The sequence below is a fragment of the Devosia rhodophyticola genome (genome assembly GCF_028816475.1).
GTDB lineage: Bacteria > Pseudomonadota > Alphaproteobacteria > Rhizobiales > Devosiaceae > Devosia > Devosia rhodophyticola.
On record NZ_CP118247.1, the window covers coordinates 562,458 to 577,835 of the forward strand.

The window sequence follows — 15,378 nt, forward strand, 5'->3', positions numbered from 1 at the left end:
GCGCGCGGCCCAACCTAGTCTTCCGCAATCTGATATCCGAGGCCACGCACGGTCTGGATACATTCATCGGGCAGTTTCTTGCGCAGACGCCCGACAAACACTTCAATGGTGTTGCTGTCGCGGTCAAAATCCTGATCGTAAAGGTGTTCGGTCAGTTCGGTGCGCGAAATGACCTTGCCCTTATGGTGCATCAGATAGCTGAGCAGGCGCAGCTCATGGCTGGTCAGTTTGATTGAATGGCCGTCCACCGTCACCTTGCCCGAGCGGGCGTCAAGGCGCACGGCGCCAGCGACGATCTCGTTGGAGGCGTGCCCGGCGGCCCGGCGCACCAGTGCCCGGATGCGGGCCAGTACCTCTTCCATGTGGAAAGGCTTGGCAACATAATCGTCGGCACCCGAATCAATGCCCTGTACCTTGTCGCTCCAGCGGTCTCGCGCTGTCAGCAGCAGGACGGGCATGGATTTGCCTGCCCGGCGCCATTCCTCGAGAACGCTGAGCCCATCCATCTGCGGCAAACCAATGTCCAGCACCACGGCGTCATAGGGTTCAGTATCGCCCAGAAAATGGCCTTCCTCACCGTCAAAGGCAACATCAACCGCATAACCGGCCTCGGTCAGCGCATCCTTGATCTGACGATTAAGATTGGTGTCATCCTCGACTACCAGAATACGCATCGGCCATCCCCCAAAAGCAAACAGCTCTACTGTGCGCCAAGAACCAAATTCTGCGCCTGCCCGTCCGGGCTGAGCACACCGATAACATATACCATCCGTCCGCCCTGGTCACAGACCTGAACGCTAAGGATTTTCTGGTTGCCGTCAATGCCTGCCGATGCCAACACAGCATCCAGCGACATGATCTGTCCAGAGGCGACCTCGTCCTGAATGGCCCGCTTGTCCAGGCATGCATTCTGGGCACTGGCAATATGGCCGGTGGCCAGCACCAGTCCCAATGCCAGGAGCAAGGAAGTCAGAAATTTAGCTATCGGTTTTTCCATGTCGCCAAACTATGTCAATCTTGCTGAATGGGACATGAATGTGGCGGCTCTGTCAAAATTCAATTTGATCAGGCCCCGCCACTCGCCGTATTCTTGATGCCGTGGCGCAAGAAAATCATGGCCAATGCCTGCATGATCAGCTGGCCCGCCGAGTTGCCATCCATTGCCGGAACATCAATTCCCAAGATCTGGGCGACGCCCGCCAGCACCATGATTGCGGCCACAATATAGGTCTTATAGCCACTGAAAAAGGCCATGAGGGTACTCCATAGGTTGGTTGAAGGAAAATTGATCGGGGCGTGGGAAATATCGGCCAACGCTGCGGTCTGAACCGTGTTGATCCGGCGCGTCCAGCCCGCACCAAATGTGGCAAATGTTGAAAGATCTCGCAGAAAATCCAACCGGTTGGCACAAAGTTTATTGATGAGGTCGACGACATCGCGCCGGGCCCGCAGCGCTGCCAGCGTTTGCGGCCCGACAATGCCATCGACCTCAACATCGAGGAGCCTCTGCAGCATTTTGACGGCGCGGTCGGGGCCCGAATTGACGGCAAAATCAAATAGCGCCAGGTCCACTCCCGCCGGAAGATCTTTGCCCCAGATGACATCCCAGTAGTTGGCGCGATAAATCCGCGCCGCCTCACCGCGATCCAGATTTTTTACCTCGGTCTTGCGCAGATCGGTCCAGGGACTGATATGGCGCCAAGCCGCCAGTGTCTTGCGGGTAATGCCCATATTGGTGGCGCCGCCCGGGTCTGCAGGATTGTCGGCATAGCCGCCCTCCAGTTGCAGAACCAGCGCAAGACAGGTCGCGAACCGATCAGCCATCAAACTCTCCTAATCCAGCATGGCCGGGGCCAAAAACCGGGTCGATCTGGGAAACCACAAAATCAAAATTGTCCGGCGCGCTGCCAAAATCGCTGATCTGGTCGGCCAGCGCGTATGTCCATTCAGCCGCGCCACATTCAACGGTTCGCTTGACAACCCCGCCCAGTGACACGCTCAACTGATAGGCTTCGGGGACCAGCACCAAAGGTGCATCTGCCGCCACCCAGCCATTGTCATCGGCCCGACTGCGCCGCACCCAACGGCAGACAATGTCGCCGGTCCCCGCGTCTCGACGCGCCTGCAAATGCACCGGCGACAGTGGCAGAACCGCCTCGCTTTGCCCTGTCACTGTCAGCTGCGTCCCAGTAATGTCGGCCGCACCGCCATAGACCCGCAACTCATGCTCGCCTTCGAGCCAGCTATTGTCCGAGGCCAAAATGGTGGTGCGACTATCAAGCAGCAGCACCCGGTTTCCAGCGCTCACGGTCCCTATGGCGGCATCTGATCCTTGCAGGCCGCGCAATAATTGTGTCAGCGCATAGGTTTGTGGCGCAATCAGTTCAGCACCGGCGAAGCCGATCACTTCCCACTGCCCCGCATCATTTTCCAGCGCCAATCGATTGCCACCAGCCAACACTGTTGCTGGCGCGAGCGAAGCAGGATGGCCGGCGTAAAGCCTGAGCGTGAGGACATTGCCCCGATCCCAGACCTGGGTCGGTCCGCCCGCGAGTGGCGCAATCGTCACGCCAACCCCACCACGCCGGCTCAATTGCACCAGTTGCACGCCGCTGGCCGCATCGACCACGCTCACTGTTCCCGGCCAGGGATTGGCAAAGGCCGCGACGGCAAGCCGTTGCTTGGTCGGCGCATCGGGGGCCGGTGGCAGTTGGGCAATGGTCACCAGTGGCATGGCTCGGGCCATCGGTGCCCGGTTGGTCTGGCGCGGCAGTGCCGCCAAAACCTTGATTCCGCCCGGATTGGGCAGGCTGCGCGCGGTGATCGTTCGCACATCGCCATCACGAATTTCCGTGATCTGCAATGGAGCGTCCCCGCCCATCGCCAACATATCGCCAATTTCGACGGCGGCCCGGGATGGTGGCAAAGCCAGATTGACAGTCTCGATTTCCTGACCAAGCCCCGCCAATTGCCGTTCAGCCACAACCCGGGCGCTGCCCACGTCCAGCACCAGCGCGCTCGACTGTCCAACCAGCACCCCGGCATCATTGCGCACCGCACTCACTTCGGCGCTCAGATAATCATGGTCGCGATCAACATAGGAGAGCGCCAACCGATTGACCGCCTCGCCCGGATCGCCGCGACGGCGCGCCAGGGTCGGTTTGTCGGTTGTCGCCAGCCGGTCGGGATCAATGGCAATGTTTGCCCGTTGTCCGGCAGGCTCGATCACCAGTCCGGTTGCCGATGATCGCACCCCCAGACCACAGGCACTCAGCACCGGCTCCAAGGCATCGCGGCAATTGCCAGCGCCCGCCAGTTGATAGCCCTGCAGGAATGGCCCATTGACCGCGACCCGGTCGGGCAAGACGCCATAATCGCCAGCGATAGCGCGGATCAATTCATCGGCCGCCACGCCGCCCAACCGCCCGGTGAGCCAGTGGCCGGTGACATAATTTGCCCCATCGGCCCAGACATCGAGCAAACCGGGAAAGGCCGGGAACGGGCGCGCATCCCACGTCCAGAGATAAAGCCTGTCGATATCAACCATGCCAGCGGGGTTATTGGCCGGGTCGCGCCAAAATTGCTGCTGCGCCCGCAAAAACTGCCGCTGCATCAGCGGGTCGGCATTGCCGTTGGAAAAATAGGGCAAACCGCTTTCCGCACTCTTGGGGTCGGCGAACTTGTTGGGCTGGTTGGCCCCTTTGTCCACCGCCCCGCATCCCAGCTCGGTAAACCAGACTGGCTTGCCACCCGGCACCCAGTCGGTCGACATCGCCTCTCGCACGCCACCGGGACGGTTATGGTGCGGTTGTCCCCACCAGTTGGCAATGTCCTTGAAACGCCAGATCCAGGGCTCACCCGCCCCATCGCTTATTGAGGTTCGAACGCCCGACAACCGATCCGCATCGCTGGCATAATACCAGTCATACCCTTCGCCCCCGGCAATGTTGCTCGTCAGATAATCAAGATCGTAGGCCGAATTGGCGTACACGGCATCCGCGTGATTTTCGCCATCGCGCCAATCGGCCAGCGGCATATAATTGTCGATACCAACCGCATCGATATTGGCAGACGCCCAAAGTGGGTCGAGGTGAAAGAATTTCTCCCCATCGGGTTGATAGCCACCATATTCGGACCAGTCAGCGGCATAGGTCAGTTTGGTGCCGGTGCCCACGATGGCGCGAACATCGCTGGCCAGCGCGGTCAGTGCGGCGACAAATGGAAAGCTGTTTCCGGCACCTCGCACGGTGGTCATGCCCACCATTTCCGAGCCGATCAGCAGGGCATCCACGCCGCCCGCTGCGACACTCAACTGGGCATAATGCACGATCATTTGCTGATACCGCGCCGAAAACGCCGCAATCTGCGCACCCACCGCGCTCAATTTGTCCGGCGTGCCAGCCCGTCCGGGCGCCGGATCGCAGGTGATGCGGCCGCGCCATGGGTAGCTCGGCTGACCGCTCCCGCCCGAATAGGGATCGGTGAGGCTATTGTCGCTGGCAATGTCCATCAGCACGATCGGATAAAGCGTCACCTTGATGCCGCGCGCCTTTAGGTCAGCGATGGCGGCCAGAACAGCGCTGTCGGACGGTGTGCCGCCATAGGCCGCGCCGCCATCGTGGCGCGTAACCATTGGCACCTCGCTCCGTCCCAGCCCCGCGACACTCCAATTCACCGCGTCTATGACCCGGCTATTGTCCTCGACTCGTGGGCCAATGGTGCAATTGGCGCAGCGCAGATCGTCGCCAAACCAGGCCACGACCAGCGCAACATGCTCAAGGTTGGGACATAGCGCCTGCAACTGGTCAATCGAGACGGTCCAGTCGCTTTGACTGGCCAGCACATGGCTGTTTTCGCCCCGCGTCTCGCCCGGTCCCAACAGCTGCAATCGCGGCGCGGGATCATAGCCAAATTCGGTCGCGCCGGGGATTACCGTGACCGCCTTGATCATCGGTTCAAGCGTGCCCAATGCCCGACACAATTCAACCGAAAACTGCGGAATGCGATTGCCAAAACGACTGAGCGGCAATTGCTCGAAGACAATGTAGCACATGCCACGATAGGCGGGCGCTGCGCCGGTGCCTTGCGTTGCCTCGATCAGGCTGTCGGGCAGTTGGTTGTTGCTGCCATTGTAAAAGCGGTAGGTCAGCCCTTCGGGATCGAGCAGCTGCCCGTCGGCCCAGATACGCCCCAGCACCTGCACCTCGCCCTCGCCAAAGGCCACGGCAAAGCTGCCCCCCACTTCGTCTTCATCGCTCTGGTCGCCAAAGCCCTTGGCCCCGGAACCCGCGACTTCAAGAAGCTCGAGTTCGCGCGCCCAGATGATATTGCCGCTTACCCGGTTCCAGCCATAGAGCCGGGGGATCGCCCCGCCTTCGCTCGATCCCTGCAGGCGCACATCATTGCCCCGGGTTTTGACCGGTTCGCTGCCAAATATGGCACTATCGACGGCGCTGCCCGCCAGTGCGCCCAGCGCCCGCCCGATCGTGGCGCCAATTGGTCCACCGACCAATCCACCCACCACCTGTCCAGCCAAAGACAAGGCCAGAGTTGCCATTTCGGCCTCCCTTCAAAAAACGTAAATCAGTCGATGGACGGAAAATCGAACCGCGCAGCCACTCGCTTTGCCCAGCCGGCGGTCAAATTTGCCTCGATCACCCCCAAGCGCTCCTGGGCGTGGATGAACCGGGTCGCATTCAGCAATATGCCGCAATGTTTGGGGTGCGGCGCGGCGTTGAGTTTGAACAGAACCACCTGCCCCGCCGCCAGCGGTCCGATGTTTTCCACCAACAGCGCCCGCGCGGCCGCCGAAAGCGTATCGGCGTGTTCATGGTCACGAATGTCAGCCCGATAGGGCGGCATCGCCATTGGCTCACCCCCGTACAGACTACGCCAAACGCCGCGCAACAGGCCCAGGCAATCGCACCCCGCGCCAAGCGTTGCGCCCTGATGGCGGTATGGCGTACCCAGCCATTGCCGGGTCGCTGCCACCACGCGCTCGGGGCTCATCGCACCACCGCCCGTCCATCGAGCGCATCGCCCTGCCGGGGGTAGCGCAGCACATAATCGCTGCCCGGAATGTGCGGAAAGCCGCGAAAATTGACGCCATTGCCGAACTTTTGTCGACAAGTGTCAAAGCGCCGGTCGCACCCGGCATAGACCGTCAGTTCATCACCCGCGCTGGCCCAATCGCCCACCGGCATCGAAAATTCGAGCAGATCGACACCGCCCAGTCTTGTTTGGCTCAAAACGGAATCGCGCAGGCCGATCCGCTGCCCACTGGCCCAGACAGCGTGGCCAAAATCGAACCAGCCGGGATCAAACCCATCCAACCCGCTCAGGCCCAGCCGAAAGCGTCCCTCGACCGAGGTGACCGTCGCAAAGCCGCGATACGCCGAAATTTCGAGATCAATGCCACATTGACTGTCGCCTAGACTGGCATTGCAGAGGCGTTGATAGACTCGCCCCTTGACCTGGTTGAGCGCCTGCTGACCCGAGCGCAGCTCGGCCCGAAACACCCCGTCCTCGCGCACGATCTCCCCGATCGTGTCGTGCCGCAGCAGATCGCGCTGACTGGTGTCGCGCCAGTTGACGCGAAAGGTTTCAACCCCCGCACCATCATAGCGCCCCAATGCAATATCGGTTTCGGTAATAGCATCGGCGTGCAGCACGCCCAGCACTTCGGCTGTGTCGACCTGCGCACCAAATTTTGCAGGCACTTCGCTGCCATCCAACCCATGAGCGGGGACAAAGTCAGTCTCGTCAAAATGCAAGGTCCGGTCATGGTCGGTAAATCCCAGCACCATCCCATCGGCTCGCGCCAGGCGCCAACAATAGGCCAATGTCGTTGCGCCACTGGCGATGTGGGTGGCATAGCCCGCCTCCAGCGCTTTCATGACAGAATCTCCACCAGCGGAATGCTGGGCACCTCGGCCCCATCAAAGCTGGTCAGCTCGATATCGAGCCGGTCCGTGTCGAACCGCACCGGCACGTCGAACAGAAATCCGGCGGTAATCACGGCACCGGCACTCGGCGCTGTGGCAAATTCGACAACCCCGGTATCGGCATTGACGGTCCAGCCGCCGGTTGCTTCAACGCCATCCGCCGCAACCCGCACGCTGCCCACAACCGGTTTTGTGATCGGGCGTAAGAAGGGGTCAAAGCTGGCACCATATTGCTTGGTCAGTTGAAAATGTGTGGTGCTGCCGTCGCCAGTGCCAATGGCCTGATCCGTCGGCATAGGCACAGTGGCGCCCGACGAAAAATCAAGCCCGTCGCGCCACAAAAAGCCATGAAAGCGCCCGCGCCGTTCTTCAAAAAACGCCAATACCGCCTGCATGTCGGCCCGTGACTTGACGCCATAACCGGCATTGTAGCGCCGCCGCGACAGCGCCCAGCGGCTGTTTCGTTCCTCGGCCCCGCTGGCCAGGGTGACGATATCGGTCCTGCGCTCCGGCCCGCCTCGCGCGCCAAGCGCAATGTCGAGCGGAAAGCGCACGGCATGAAAAGCCATGTTGCCCTCGGTTCAGTTTGAATTTCAAAAAAGTCGATGGTGCCTAGTTGGCACGCGTGCCGCGTTTGACCGCCCGCAGCAACATGGCGCTGACATCTGCCTCGCTTTGCAAAAAGCTACGTGCATCGCTGGCGGTCACATTAAAGGTCACATTGACCGCGCCGCCGCCCCCCGCGACGCCCAAGCGGCCATCGCTGCCGCGTTGCAAAGGCATGATTGCCTCCGCTCCTGCCTCGCCCATCAGCCCCATCCCGCCACCCATGGGAAAATAACTGGGGCTGGCAATCACTCCGCCCTTGGCGAAGGGCGTCACGCCACCCAACACCGGATTGGTGGCGCTGAACAGATTGCCCACCGCATTGCCGACCAGATCGCCGAGCGGCTTGATGGCAGCCTTGAGCGCAATGTCGCTAAAGGCGCTGGCGATATCCCCCAAAACGCTCTTGAACGATTTGCCGTCAGTCAACGCGCCCTGAAACGCCTTGCTCAGCGAGCGCGAAACGCCGTCGGCCAGATTGCCGATCCGTTCCAGCTCCACCGAGACATCGCCCAGCTCGCTGCCAAAATTGTCGGGAAAAAGATTATCGGCCATCGGGAAAGCGCTCCATCAATCGGGTCAGTTCATCTCGTCCCAGCGGCCCCGCCGCAATGGCGTGCCCGCCCCGCATGGCTGCTGCCAGTTCGCGCGGCGTCATGGTCCATAGGGCCTCGGGCGACAGCTTGAGCACCCCAAAACCGAATTGCATGACATTGGCCCAGGGAAAGGCGTTCACGCCGTTTCCCCGAAGGTGACGCGCAACAGGGTCGCGGCAATTTCGGCGGCACCTTTCAGTCCCCCTTCAATGCTCATGCGCGCCAGATCATCGTCGGAAATGGCATTACCCGCGCCGCGCAATCCAGCGCCGAGAATGGCCGTCAGGTCGCGCGCCGAAATGCGCCCGCCCGAAAATCGCTCGGCCAAGCCCACCAGATCACCGGTCTGCAACCGGCCCTCCAGTTCGGCCAGTGCGCCAAGCGTCAGGCAGAGCGTTTTGCACTCGCCATCAAATCTTGCTTCAACTTCACCACGCTGCGGATTTGCCATTTTCTTATGCTCTCCTCTGATTGTCAGGCGGCGGTAAAGGTCAGTTCGCCGGCACTTTCCAGCGCCAGATCGAAGGTGACTTCCCCGGCGTGATCACCCGAAAATTCCAGCGCCACGATCTGAAACAGGCCCGTCACCGTGCCAAAATCGGGGATGATCAATTGCCAGTTGCGAATGGTGCCGCCAAAAAACAGCGTGCGGATCATGGCGTCGGAGGCCTGATCCTTGAAAATGCCGGAGCCGGAAACCGAGGCGCGTTTGACCCCGCCGCCGGCCAGCAATTCGCGCCAGCGTCCGGCGCTTTCCTGGTCGGTGGTATCGACCGTTGTGGCATTGAAGGCCAGCGCGCGGCTGCGCAATCCCGCCACCGTCAAGAAACTGCCCGACCCGGTCTGGTCGAGTTTTAGCAACATGTTCTTGCCGCTCTGGGCTGCCATGTTTTTTCCTCTCAATTTTGAATTTTGGCTCAGGCAGGCTCAGAGAACAGTCGAAAGCTGACCGCCGCCCGCGCCTGCCCGCTCTTGGGGTCAATGTCGGTGTCTGTGCGCAAATGCTCGGCCAATGTCACCCGCCAGTCGCTATCGGACAGATCCACAGCCAACAGGGTTGCTACCATCGCCTCGACAATAGCCAACACCGCGCTGCGGCTGGCCTGGCTGGCCCAGACATGCAGCAATAATCGATGTTCATTGGCCGCCATCAGATCGGTGTCGTGGGCCAGCACATCGTGCCGGGCAATCACCACATAGGGTGCCGTCTTGTGTTTGGGCGGTGCGTCGAACACCGCATCGCTCCCCAGCAATCCGGCCAGTGTCGCATCAGCCGCCAACGCGGCCACCAACTGGGTCTGCACTGCCGCAATCGGATGCATCATGTCCCTAACCAATCATCTGGATTTCACTGCACAGGCAGCTCAGATAGGCGCGCCGTCCGTTGATATCGGCGGTACTGATCACCTCAAGATTGCGGCCGCGATAGATAATCCGGTCCCCGGCTCCAATATCGTTGCGGTAGCGCAAAACCACACTGTGGCTCACCACCACGGCCTGTCCATCGGCGCTTTGGCTGGCCCGTCCGCTCAAGCGCCGCACCCGCGCCCAGACTGTCGCCAACGGCACCAATAGCGTCGCAAGACCGCCCGCGTCCTCAAGGCTCATGTCCTTGCGCTTGAGTTGCACCCGGTCGGTCAGTGTGCCGATCGCCGGTACCCGCTCACTCATAACCGCACCCGCTTGTGGGGCGCGATCAACCGGTCAAACCCGGTGGGCACCACCGCACCGGACCCGGCCACGATCACCGCGTCGCGGTGCTCGAACCAATATCCAACCAGGCTCAACATCGCCTGCGTCAGATCGACGGGCACGTCTTCAGCGTCGCTGCCAAAACCGGCCACATAGTCAATTTCAATGCCGCCACGCTCACGCAATGTCGGCATCCCCACGACCATGATCGGCAGCAACAACCGGTTTGGTTCGGCAAAGAACTGTGCTGCCGCGATGGTGTGCGGCTCGCCGTCGCTGTCATAGGCGGTAATGGCGGTAATCGAGATCAGCGGCGCGACGGGCAGTTTGACCACGCGGTCGGCAGGCCAGCAATCCAGCCCCACCCGCCAGGTCTGGGCCATCAGCGCCTTGCCGGTCACACCTTCAATGTGCAGTCGCGCAGCGGTTATCAGCGTGGTGATCAGGCCGTCTTCGGCTTCATCATCCACCCGCAAAAAAGCCTTGGCCTGGGCGAGCGAAATCGGCTCCCCGGCGGGCCCCGCCAGCAGATAAGAGGTCATGACAATGTTTCCTGTTGTTGATTGGTTGTCACCCTCCCCTTTGGGGAGGGATCGCGGGAGAGGGTGACGTCGCGCCCTAGGAGGCGGCGAATTTGAGCAGTTTGATCGCGTCGAAATCGGCAACACCGCCGCCTACGCGCTTGGTGGTGTAAAACAGCACATAGGGCTTGGCCGAGAACGGGTCGCGCAGGATGGATACGCCCTGCCGGTCAACAATCAGATAGCCGCGCTTGAAGTCGCCAAAAGCAATCGAAAGTGCGTCCGAGTCGATATTGGGCATGTCTTCGGCTTCCACCAGATCAAAGCCCATAAAGCGCGCCTTGCCCTCGGCACTGGCAGCGGGCTGCCACAGATAGTTGCCGTCAGCATCCTTGAGTTTGCGCAAGGCCCCCTGGGTCTGGCGGTTCATCACCCAGCTGGCATTCTGGCGATAGCCAGCCTTGAGCGCATAGACCAGATCGACCAGTACGTCGCTGGCATTGCTCGTGGGCAAGGCCCCATCAGCGCCCGAAGCGATATAGCCCAGCTTGCCCCAGGCCCAGCTGCTTTCGGCTACCGTTGTCGACGCCAGAAAGCCGGTTGGCTTCTTGACGCCATTGCCGGTGACGAACGCTGTGGTTTCCTGCGCCGCAAACGCTGCGTTGACCTCATCGGCAATCCATTGGCCCACATCGACCGCCGCGTCCTCCAGAAACGCCGAGGTTGCTGCCGGCATGGCGTAAAGCTCCATGGTCGGATAACTCAATTCAACCAGCGGCTGACTATCGGTAATCGGGCGCGCGTCGGTTTCTCCGACCCAGCCCACCGCAGGCCCGGATACCGAAACGGCGCGCTTATAGACCGAGCCTGAAACCTGCCGCACCCCGGCAATGGCGCGAATGGGCGAAACAGCGGCCAAAAGGCGGGTGATTTCGGTTTCGGTTTCCGAAGGCACCACATAGCCGCCATCGGCATTGACGCCGACCGACAGCGCCTTTTCCTCGCCGCGTTTCACATAAGCGGAAAACGCGTCCTTGTAACCATCGGGTTGGCCCGAAACCACGCCATCGAGCGCCGGGCGAGCCCTGTCGATTGCCGCGCGTTCCAGTGCCGATTTTTGTCCGTCGAGCACCTGATTGAGGCGATCGAGCTTGCCTTCGAGCAAGCCATCGGCAGCACCACGCTTTTCAATGTCCTTGAGCCGCTGGTCATTGGTGGCCTTGAATTCCTCAAAGGCTCCCGCAAGCTCGGCATAGAGCGCATTGATATCGCCGCTACCGGCCTTGATTTCGAGGCTTGATGTCGTCTGGTCCATAGTTGGTCCTTTAAGGTTGGCGTAAGGCTGAAATAGCCGCCGCGATTGCCGCGCCGGTTGCCGGTCTGGGGGCCTGCGCAATGCGGGCCCCGTCCATCATCGGAAAGGTGACGATGGAAATTTCCCAAAGATCGATCTGCCAAAGCTGGCGTTGACCCCCTGGCTTGCTGCGGGTGGCACGAATGGTGCGAAATCCGATGGAGAGCCCATCAATCGCACGGCGTTCGATCAGCGCCCGCAACGCATCGGCGCGTGGCACCCCTGCCACCAGCCGCCCTTCGACCCAAAGACCAAACCCGTCCTCGGCAATGGTTTCCCACACCCCGACGGGTTCCTTGGGATCATGCTGAAACAGCAGTCGCACCCGGTTCGCATTGCGGCGCGTAAGGCTTTTGGCAAAGGCCCCCGGCATCACTACGTCGCCGCTGTCGTCGGGCAAATTGAAGACGCTGGCGTAACCGGCAAAACGGCCGTCGGCATCAATCGGGATCGGCCCCATCAACGCTTGCCTCCACCTGCCTTGGCGGGCTTGCCGGTCCCCTTGGCGCTGGCGAGGGTTCCCGCCAGATGCCAGGCAAACTGGCGAAATGTCTGCTGCGCGCTGTTTTGGCCGGATTTTTCCGCCATGGCTCAATCTCCCTTTTTGAACAGTCGGTTAAGGTTGGCGATTTCATGAACAAAGTGATTGAACCGCCGGTTTGCCGCCGCCAGCTCCCGCAATGTCCACACCAGCAATCCGCTGGCCCCGCTCGCCCATAAAAACAGCGCCAAATGCGCCAGATCGCCCCGCTCGATCACGGTGCGCGTCAACTCATCCATGTTGGAAAATCCTTGGCTCTAACCGTTTTCAACGCCGAGCATGGCGCGTTTTTCGGCGTCATTGAGAAAGTCGGCGGCCCCAATCCGCGCCCACATGGCGCTGCGATCCTCGGCCAGTGCTTCAACACCATCGAAATCGGCGGTAATCTGGGCGCCATCAAAGGCCGGGGCCAACCAGTTCGAGAGATCATCGGTCACCCGGCGCACCAGCGGAATGATGGTTTGCCGCCACAGGGCGCGATTGGCTTCGGCCAGATTGGCGTAGGTATTGTCGCCCGGAATGCCCAGCAACATCGGCGGCACGCCAAAGGCCAGGGCAATGTCGCGGGCCGCCGCGTTCTTGGCTTCGATAAAATCCATGTCGCGCGGCGTTAAACCAATGGTTTTCCAGTCCAGCCCACCTTCGAGCACCATGGGTCGTCCGGCATTGGCGGCCCCGGCAAAGCCCTGTTCCAGTTCGGCCTTGAGCCGGTCGAACTGCTCGCCGCTCAAATTGCCGCCTGCCACTGAATAGACCAGCGCTCCCGAGGGGCGTGCCGCATTATCGAGCAATGCCTTGTTCCATTTTCCGGCGGCATTATGAATGTCGAGGCTAGTCTGGGCGGCATCGAGCGGGGCCATGCCATAATGATCATCGAGCGGATGGAATAGCGCCATATGCAGAACGCTGGGCACCGGTTCGGTTGTCTGGCTCAACTGCATGGTGCGTCCTGCGGCGGTATAGGCATAGGCGGCGGGCCAGCCGTCGCGCCCCGGCACCACCCGCATCCGGTCGGGCCGCAGGCAATAGAGCGCCTTGACCTCGCCATCGACCATGCCCGCCTGCAAATAGGCATTCCCCGCCGTTTGCAGATAGGCATAGACCGCTTCAAGCATTTCCCCGCCCGACTGGCGCGAATTGGGCCGTCCCAACAGCGTCATGACCGGATGTTCGCTCAGGCGCTTTCCGTCATGGCTGGCCACAAGTGGCACCCGATTGGCCGCCTCGGCGATCAGACGCACGCAGCGATAGACCACCGGATTTTTGGCAAACCCTTCATTGGCCAGCGACGAAAAACCGCGATTGCTCCATTGCGCCTCGCCCAGAGGACTTAAACTCACCATTCCCCGCGCCTTGCTTTCGGCAGGCGCGTTCACCCGCCCACCCCGCAGGCGGTCGATCCAGTTCGGCATGTTCTGTTCCTTTGCTTGTGGCGTCAGCCCTAAACGCCGCGCACTTTTGGCGTCACATCATCGAGCATCAGTTCGGTCAGCGCCCAGACCAGCGCATCCACCCGGTCGGGAGAATGCCCCTGGCTGCGCCCATCGGTACCAAAGCCGCACATTTCGTCTTCCAGATCGGTCAGGCCGGGCACATGGCTTATCAGCCCCCGGCCATAGAGGGCGGCGACCGGCTCGGCCCGCAGCCACTTGCCGCGTTTGGCCCGCACCGGTTTGACCGGCACATTGGCATCGACCTGAGCGATGACCGATTTGACCAGATCGCCACCCTGATTGACCTCGACAACGATGGCATCGGCGCCGTGGGCATGAAACGCGGCCACTGCCCGGTGCGCCCAGGCCAGCGGCGCTGCTGGTTTGACCGTCCGATCTTCCAGCACCACCGCGCCCTCGCCAGCACGTCCGGCAACAACAATGCCACAGGCATCGGATTTGGCATGGCCGGTTACCGGCGGATCAACCGCCACCACGATCCGGCCCATCGCCAGATCATCGGGCGGCTTGAACATGGCGCGGCTCCACAAGGCATTGGGCAGGTCCTCAATCATTTCGCCGTCAAGTTCCTGACGCCCCAGTACCGATCCACGATAGCGCCCGACGATGGCCTCAAGAAAACTGTCGGCCAGATTGTTCCGATTGTCGGCGGTTTTCATCCGCGTCACTTCGGTGCGCGCGTCGGTCAACAACCGCTTGAGCAGCTTGGTCGGCTTAGGTGTTGTCGTGGCCAGCTGGCGCGGGCGTTTTCCAAGCCGCAGGCCAAATTGCAACATGTCCCATGCCGCTTCCGCGTCGGGCCATTTTGCGACCTCATCACACCAGGCAGCGGCAAATTGTGGCCCGCGAAACCGGTCCGGGTCCGATGCTGATAGCACCATGGCTTCCACCCCATTGGGCCAGATCAAACTATTGTGCCGCAAGATCGGCCTTTCGTCCGGCAAATGGACATTGAGCAGGCCGCTTTCGCCCTTGATCATGACCGCAATGGCCTCGCTGATGGTTTCGCCCACCAGCGCTATCGGGGTTACGCCCTTGCTGGCCAAGTCCCTCACCCATTCGGCCCCGGCTCTTGTCTTGCCCGAACCGCGCCCACCGATCAAAAGCCAGGTGGTCCAGTCCCCCGATGGTGGCAACTGCGCCGGTTCGGCCCAGAACGGCCAGTCAAAGATCAGCCGTTCAAGATCGTCTCGGGCAAGGCTTGCCGCCAGTTCGTCCGCTTCAGCGCTGTTTGAGCTGGTCAATGCGGCGGGCCAGCTTGTTGCGCAGCTCGGAAATGTCCTTTTTCTGAACCGGTTCGCTGCTGCGCTCGGCCTTTTCGATTTCGATCAGTTTTTCCAGCGTCTTGGCCATGGTGCCAAGCAAGGCCGCTTCCTTGTCGATTGATTGTGGCATCTGTTTCTCCAGCACACGCACTTGCTGGTCGAGCACCCTGAGCATGCGGTTGATGATGGGACCGCGTCCCTGCACCTTGGTGCGGCAGTCCAGCCAGTTTTCCTTTTGGCGGCGATAGCGCAGTTGGAAAATGGTGATGCCGTACTGCTCGCAGATGGCAGCTGGCGACATCTCGCGGCTTTCATAGGCGGCCCTGATGGCTACCCAATCGCGCCGGGCAGTGCCCGCTTCGTTCAAACCCAGTTTTTCGACCATGCCTGAACAATAGCATCGCC

At 61.1% G+C, this 15,378-nt stretch carries 21 protein-coding genes; all 21 read right to left on the reverse strand.

Translation table 11 applies throughout. The annotated features are described in order from the left end of the window. Window positions 1–14: 14 nt before the first annotated feature. The 21 genes from PSQ90_RS02665 to PSQ90_RS02765 all read right to left on the reverse strand — a co-directional run bounded on the left by PSQ90_RS02665 (window position 15) and on the right by PSQ90_RS02765 (window position 15,358). The gene (locus PSQ90_RS02665; protein WP_282211903.1) at window positions 15–674 is read right to left on the reverse strand and encodes a response regulator transcription factor; all 660 of its coding nucleotides are present in this window, start codon (window positions 672–674) and stop codon (window positions 15–17) included. A gap of 26 nt (window positions 675–700) precedes the next feature. Next, window positions 701–997, reverse strand: a complete 297-nt coding sequence (locus PSQ90_RS02670; RefSeq protein WP_282211904.1) for a hypothetical protein — start codon at window positions 995–997, stop codon at window positions 701–703. Window positions 998–1,065: 68 nt separating this feature from the next. After that, window positions 1,066–1,824, reverse strand: coding sequence for a glycoside hydrolase family 108 protein (locus PSQ90_RS02675; RefSeq protein ID WP_282211905.1), 759 nt, complete (start codon window positions 1,822–1,824; stop codon window positions 1,066–1,068). Next, entirely contained in the window at window positions 1,817–5,557 is a 3,741-nt protein-coding gene (locus tag PSQ90_RS02680) for a baseplate multidomain protein megatron (RefSeq protein WP_282211906.1), read from the reverse strand. Before PSQ90_RS02680 ends, PSQ90_RS02675 begins: the two co-directional genes overlap by 8 nt. 26 nt (window positions 5,558–5,583) lie before the next feature. Beyond that, window positions 5,584–6,009, reverse strand: coding sequence for an NlpC/P60 family protein (locus tag PSQ90_RS02685; protein ID WP_282211907.1), 426 nt, complete (start codon window positions 6,007–6,009; stop codon window positions 5,584–5,586). Continuing rightward, window positions 6,006–6,896, reverse strand: coding sequence for a DUF2163 domain-containing protein (locus PSQ90_RS02690; protein WP_282211908.1), 891 nt, complete (start codon window positions 6,894–6,896; stop codon window positions 6,006–6,008). Before PSQ90_RS02690 ends, PSQ90_RS02685 begins: the two co-directional genes overlap by 4 nt. Continuing rightward, complete coding sequence (locus tag PSQ90_RS02695; RefSeq protein WP_282211909.1) at window positions 6,893–7,513, reverse strand: DUF2460 domain-containing protein; 621 nt, start codon at window positions 7,511–7,513, stop codon at window positions 6,893–6,895. Before PSQ90_RS02695 ends, PSQ90_RS02690 begins: the two co-directional genes overlap by 4 nt. A 43-nt stretch (window positions 7,514–7,556) precedes the next feature. Next, window positions 7,557–8,105 carry a phage tail tape measure protein gene (locus tag PSQ90_RS02700; RefSeq protein WP_282211910.1) on the reverse strand — a complete coding sequence of 183 codons (549 nt, stop codon included), beginning with the start codon at window positions 8,103–8,105 and terminating at the stop codon, window positions 7,557–7,559. After that, a complete protein-coding gene (locus PSQ90_RS02705) occupies window positions 8,095–8,286 on the reverse strand; it encodes a rcc01693 family protein (RefSeq protein WP_282211911.1) in 192 nt (63 codons plus the stop codon). Before PSQ90_RS02705 ends, PSQ90_RS02700 begins: the two co-directional genes overlap by 11 nt. After that, complete coding sequence (locus PSQ90_RS02710) at window positions 8,283–8,597, reverse strand: gene transfer agent family protein (protein WP_282211912.1); 315 nt, start codon at window positions 8,595–8,597, stop codon at window positions 8,283–8,285. Before PSQ90_RS02710 ends, PSQ90_RS02705 begins: the two co-directional genes overlap by 4 nt. Before the next feature lie 23 nt (window positions 8,598–8,620). Next, window positions 8,621–9,034 carry a phage major tail protein, TP901-1 family gene (locus PSQ90_RS02715; RefSeq protein WP_282211913.1) on the reverse strand — a complete coding sequence of 138 codons (414 nt, stop codon included), beginning with the start codon at window positions 9,032–9,034 and terminating at the stop codon, window positions 8,621–8,623. A gap of 29 nt (window positions 9,035–9,063) precedes the next feature. Further along, entirely contained in the window at window positions 9,064–9,471 is a 408-nt protein-coding gene (locus tag PSQ90_RS02720) for a DUF3168 domain-containing protein (RefSeq protein ID WP_282211914.1), read from the reverse strand. 4 nt (window positions 9,472–9,475) lie between these two features. Continuing rightward, window positions 9,476–9,817 carry a phage head closure protein gene (locus tag PSQ90_RS02725; RefSeq protein WP_282211915.1) on the reverse strand — a complete coding sequence of 114 codons (342 nt, stop codon included), beginning with the start codon at window positions 9,815–9,817 and terminating at the stop codon, window positions 9,476–9,478. Then, on the reverse strand, window positions 9,814–10,380 hold the full coding sequence (locus PSQ90_RS02730) for a head-tail connector protein (protein ID WP_282211916.1): 567 nt from the start codon (window positions 10,378–10,380) through the stop codon (window positions 9,814–9,816). The genes PSQ90_RS02725 and PSQ90_RS02730 overlap by 4 nt, the downstream gene beginning before the upstream one ends. 76 nt (window positions 10,381–10,456) lie before the next feature. Next, window positions 10,457–11,674 carry a phage major capsid protein gene (locus PSQ90_RS02735; RefSeq protein WP_282211917.1) on the reverse strand — a complete coding sequence of 406 codons (1,218 nt, stop codon included), beginning with the start codon at window positions 11,672–11,674 and terminating at the stop codon, window positions 10,457–10,459. 10 nt (window positions 11,675–11,684) lie between these two features. After that, window positions 11,685–12,173, reverse strand: coding sequence for an HK97 family phage prohead protease (locus PSQ90_RS02740; protein ID WP_282212970.1), 489 nt, complete (start codon window positions 12,171–12,173; stop codon window positions 11,685–11,687). Continuing rightward, window positions 12,173–12,301 (reverse strand): hypothetical protein, encoded by a 129-nt coding sequence (locus tag PSQ90_RS02745; protein ID WP_282211918.1) that lies wholly within the window; start codon window positions 12,299–12,301, stop codon window positions 12,173–12,175. The genes PSQ90_RS02740 and PSQ90_RS02745 overlap by 1 nt, the downstream gene beginning before the upstream one ends. A gap of 3 nt (window positions 12,302–12,304) precedes the next feature. Beyond that, window positions 12,305–12,493 (reverse strand): hypothetical protein, encoded by a 189-nt coding sequence (locus PSQ90_RS02750; protein WP_282211919.1) that lies wholly within the window; start codon window positions 12,491–12,493, stop codon window positions 12,305–12,307. An 18-nt stretch (window positions 12,494–12,511) separates the two neighbouring features. Continuing rightward, window positions 12,512–13,666, reverse strand: coding sequence for a phage portal protein (locus tag PSQ90_RS02755; protein ID WP_282211920.1), 1,155 nt, complete (start codon window positions 13,664–13,666; stop codon window positions 12,512–12,514). Between the two features lie 29 nt (window positions 13,667–13,695). Continuing rightward, entirely contained in the window at window positions 13,696–14,952 is a 1,257-nt protein-coding gene (locus PSQ90_RS02760) for a DNA-packaging protein (protein ID WP_282211921.1), read from the reverse strand. Next, on the reverse strand, window positions 14,930–15,358 hold the full coding sequence (locus PSQ90_RS02765) for a hypothetical protein (protein ID WP_282211922.1): 429 nt from the start codon (window positions 15,356–15,358) through the stop codon (window positions 14,930–14,932). Before PSQ90_RS02765 ends, PSQ90_RS02760 begins: the two co-directional genes overlap by 23 nt. Between the last annotated feature and the right edge of the window lie 20 nt (window positions 15,359–15,378).

Bases quoted from the DNA above. Each gene is read 5' to 3' on its own strand.
- PSQ90_RS02695 (WP_282211909.1), bottom strand. From the start codon at position 7,513: ATGGCTTTTCATGCCGTGCGCTTTCCGCTCGACATTGCGCTTGGCGCG.
- PSQ90_RS02690 (WP_282211908.1), bottom strand. From the start codon at position 6,896: ATGAAAGCGCTGGAGGCGGGCTATGCCACCCACATCGCCAGTGGCGCA.
- PSQ90_RS02755 (WP_282211920.1), bottom strand. From the start codon at position 13,666: ATGCCGAACTGGATCGACCGCCTGCGGGGTGGGCGGGTGAACGCGCCT.
- PSQ90_RS02765 (WP_282211922.1), bottom strand. From the start codon at position 15,358: ATGGTCGAAAAACTGGGTTTGAACGAAGCGGGCACTGCCCGGCGCGAT.
- PSQ90_RS02670 (WP_282211904.1), bottom strand. From the start codon at position 997: ATGGAAAAACCGATAGCTAAATTTCTGACTTCCTTGCTCCTGGCATTG.
- PSQ90_RS02715 (WP_282211913.1), bottom strand. From the start codon at position 9,034: ATGGCAGCCCAGAGCGGCAAGAACATGTTGCTAAAACTCGACCAGACC.
- PSQ90_RS02720 (WP_282211914.1), bottom strand. From the start codon at position 9,471: ATGATGCATCCGATTGCGGCAGTGCAGACCCAGTTGGTGGCCGCGTTG.
- PSQ90_RS02725 (WP_282211915.1), bottom strand. From the start codon at position 9,817: ATGAGTGAGCGGGTACCGGCGATCGGCACACTGACCGACCGGGTGCAA.
- PSQ90_RS02740 (WP_282212970.1), bottom strand. From the start codon at position 12,173: ATGGGGCCGATCCCGATTGATGCCGACGGCCGTTTTGCCGGTTACGCC.
- PSQ90_RS02680 (WP_282211906.1), bottom strand. From the start codon at position 5,557: ATGGCAACTCTGGCCTTGTCTTTGGCTGGACAGGTGGTGGGTGGATTG.
- PSQ90_RS02700 (WP_282211910.1), bottom strand. From the start codon at position 8,105: ATGGCCGATAATCTTTTTCCCGACAATTTTGGCAGCGAGCTGGGCGAT.
- PSQ90_RS02735 (WP_282211917.1), bottom strand. From the start codon at position 11,674: ATGGACCAGACGACATCAAGCCTCGAAATCAAGGCCGGTAGCGGCGAT.
- PSQ90_RS02675 (WP_282211905.1), bottom strand. From the start codon at position 1,824: ATGGCTGATCGGTTCGCGACCTGTCTTGCGCTGGTTCTGCAACTGGAG.
- PSQ90_RS02710 (WP_282211912.1), bottom strand. From the start codon at position 8,597: ATGGCAAATCCGCAGCGTGGTGAAGTTGAAGCAAGATTTGATGGCGAG.
- PSQ90_RS02665 (WP_282211903.1), bottom strand. From the start codon at position 674: ATGCGTATTCTGGTAGTCGAGGATGACACCAATCTTAATCGTCAGATC.
- PSQ90_RS02685 (WP_282211907.1), bottom strand. From the start codon at position 6,009: ATGAGCCCCGAGCGCGTGGTGGCAGCGACCCGGCAATGGCTGGGTACG.
- PSQ90_RS02750 (WP_282211919.1), bottom strand. From the start codon at position 12,493: ATGGATGAGTTGACGCGCACCGTGATCGAGCGGGGCGATCTGGCGCAT.
- PSQ90_RS02745 (WP_282211918.1), bottom strand. From the start codon at position 12,301: ATGGCGGAAAAATCCGGCCAAAACAGCGCGCAGCAGACATTTCGCCAG.
- PSQ90_RS02730 (WP_282211916.1), bottom strand. From the start codon at position 10,380: ATGACCTCTTATCTGCTGGCGGGGCCCGCCGGGGAGCCGATTTCGCTC.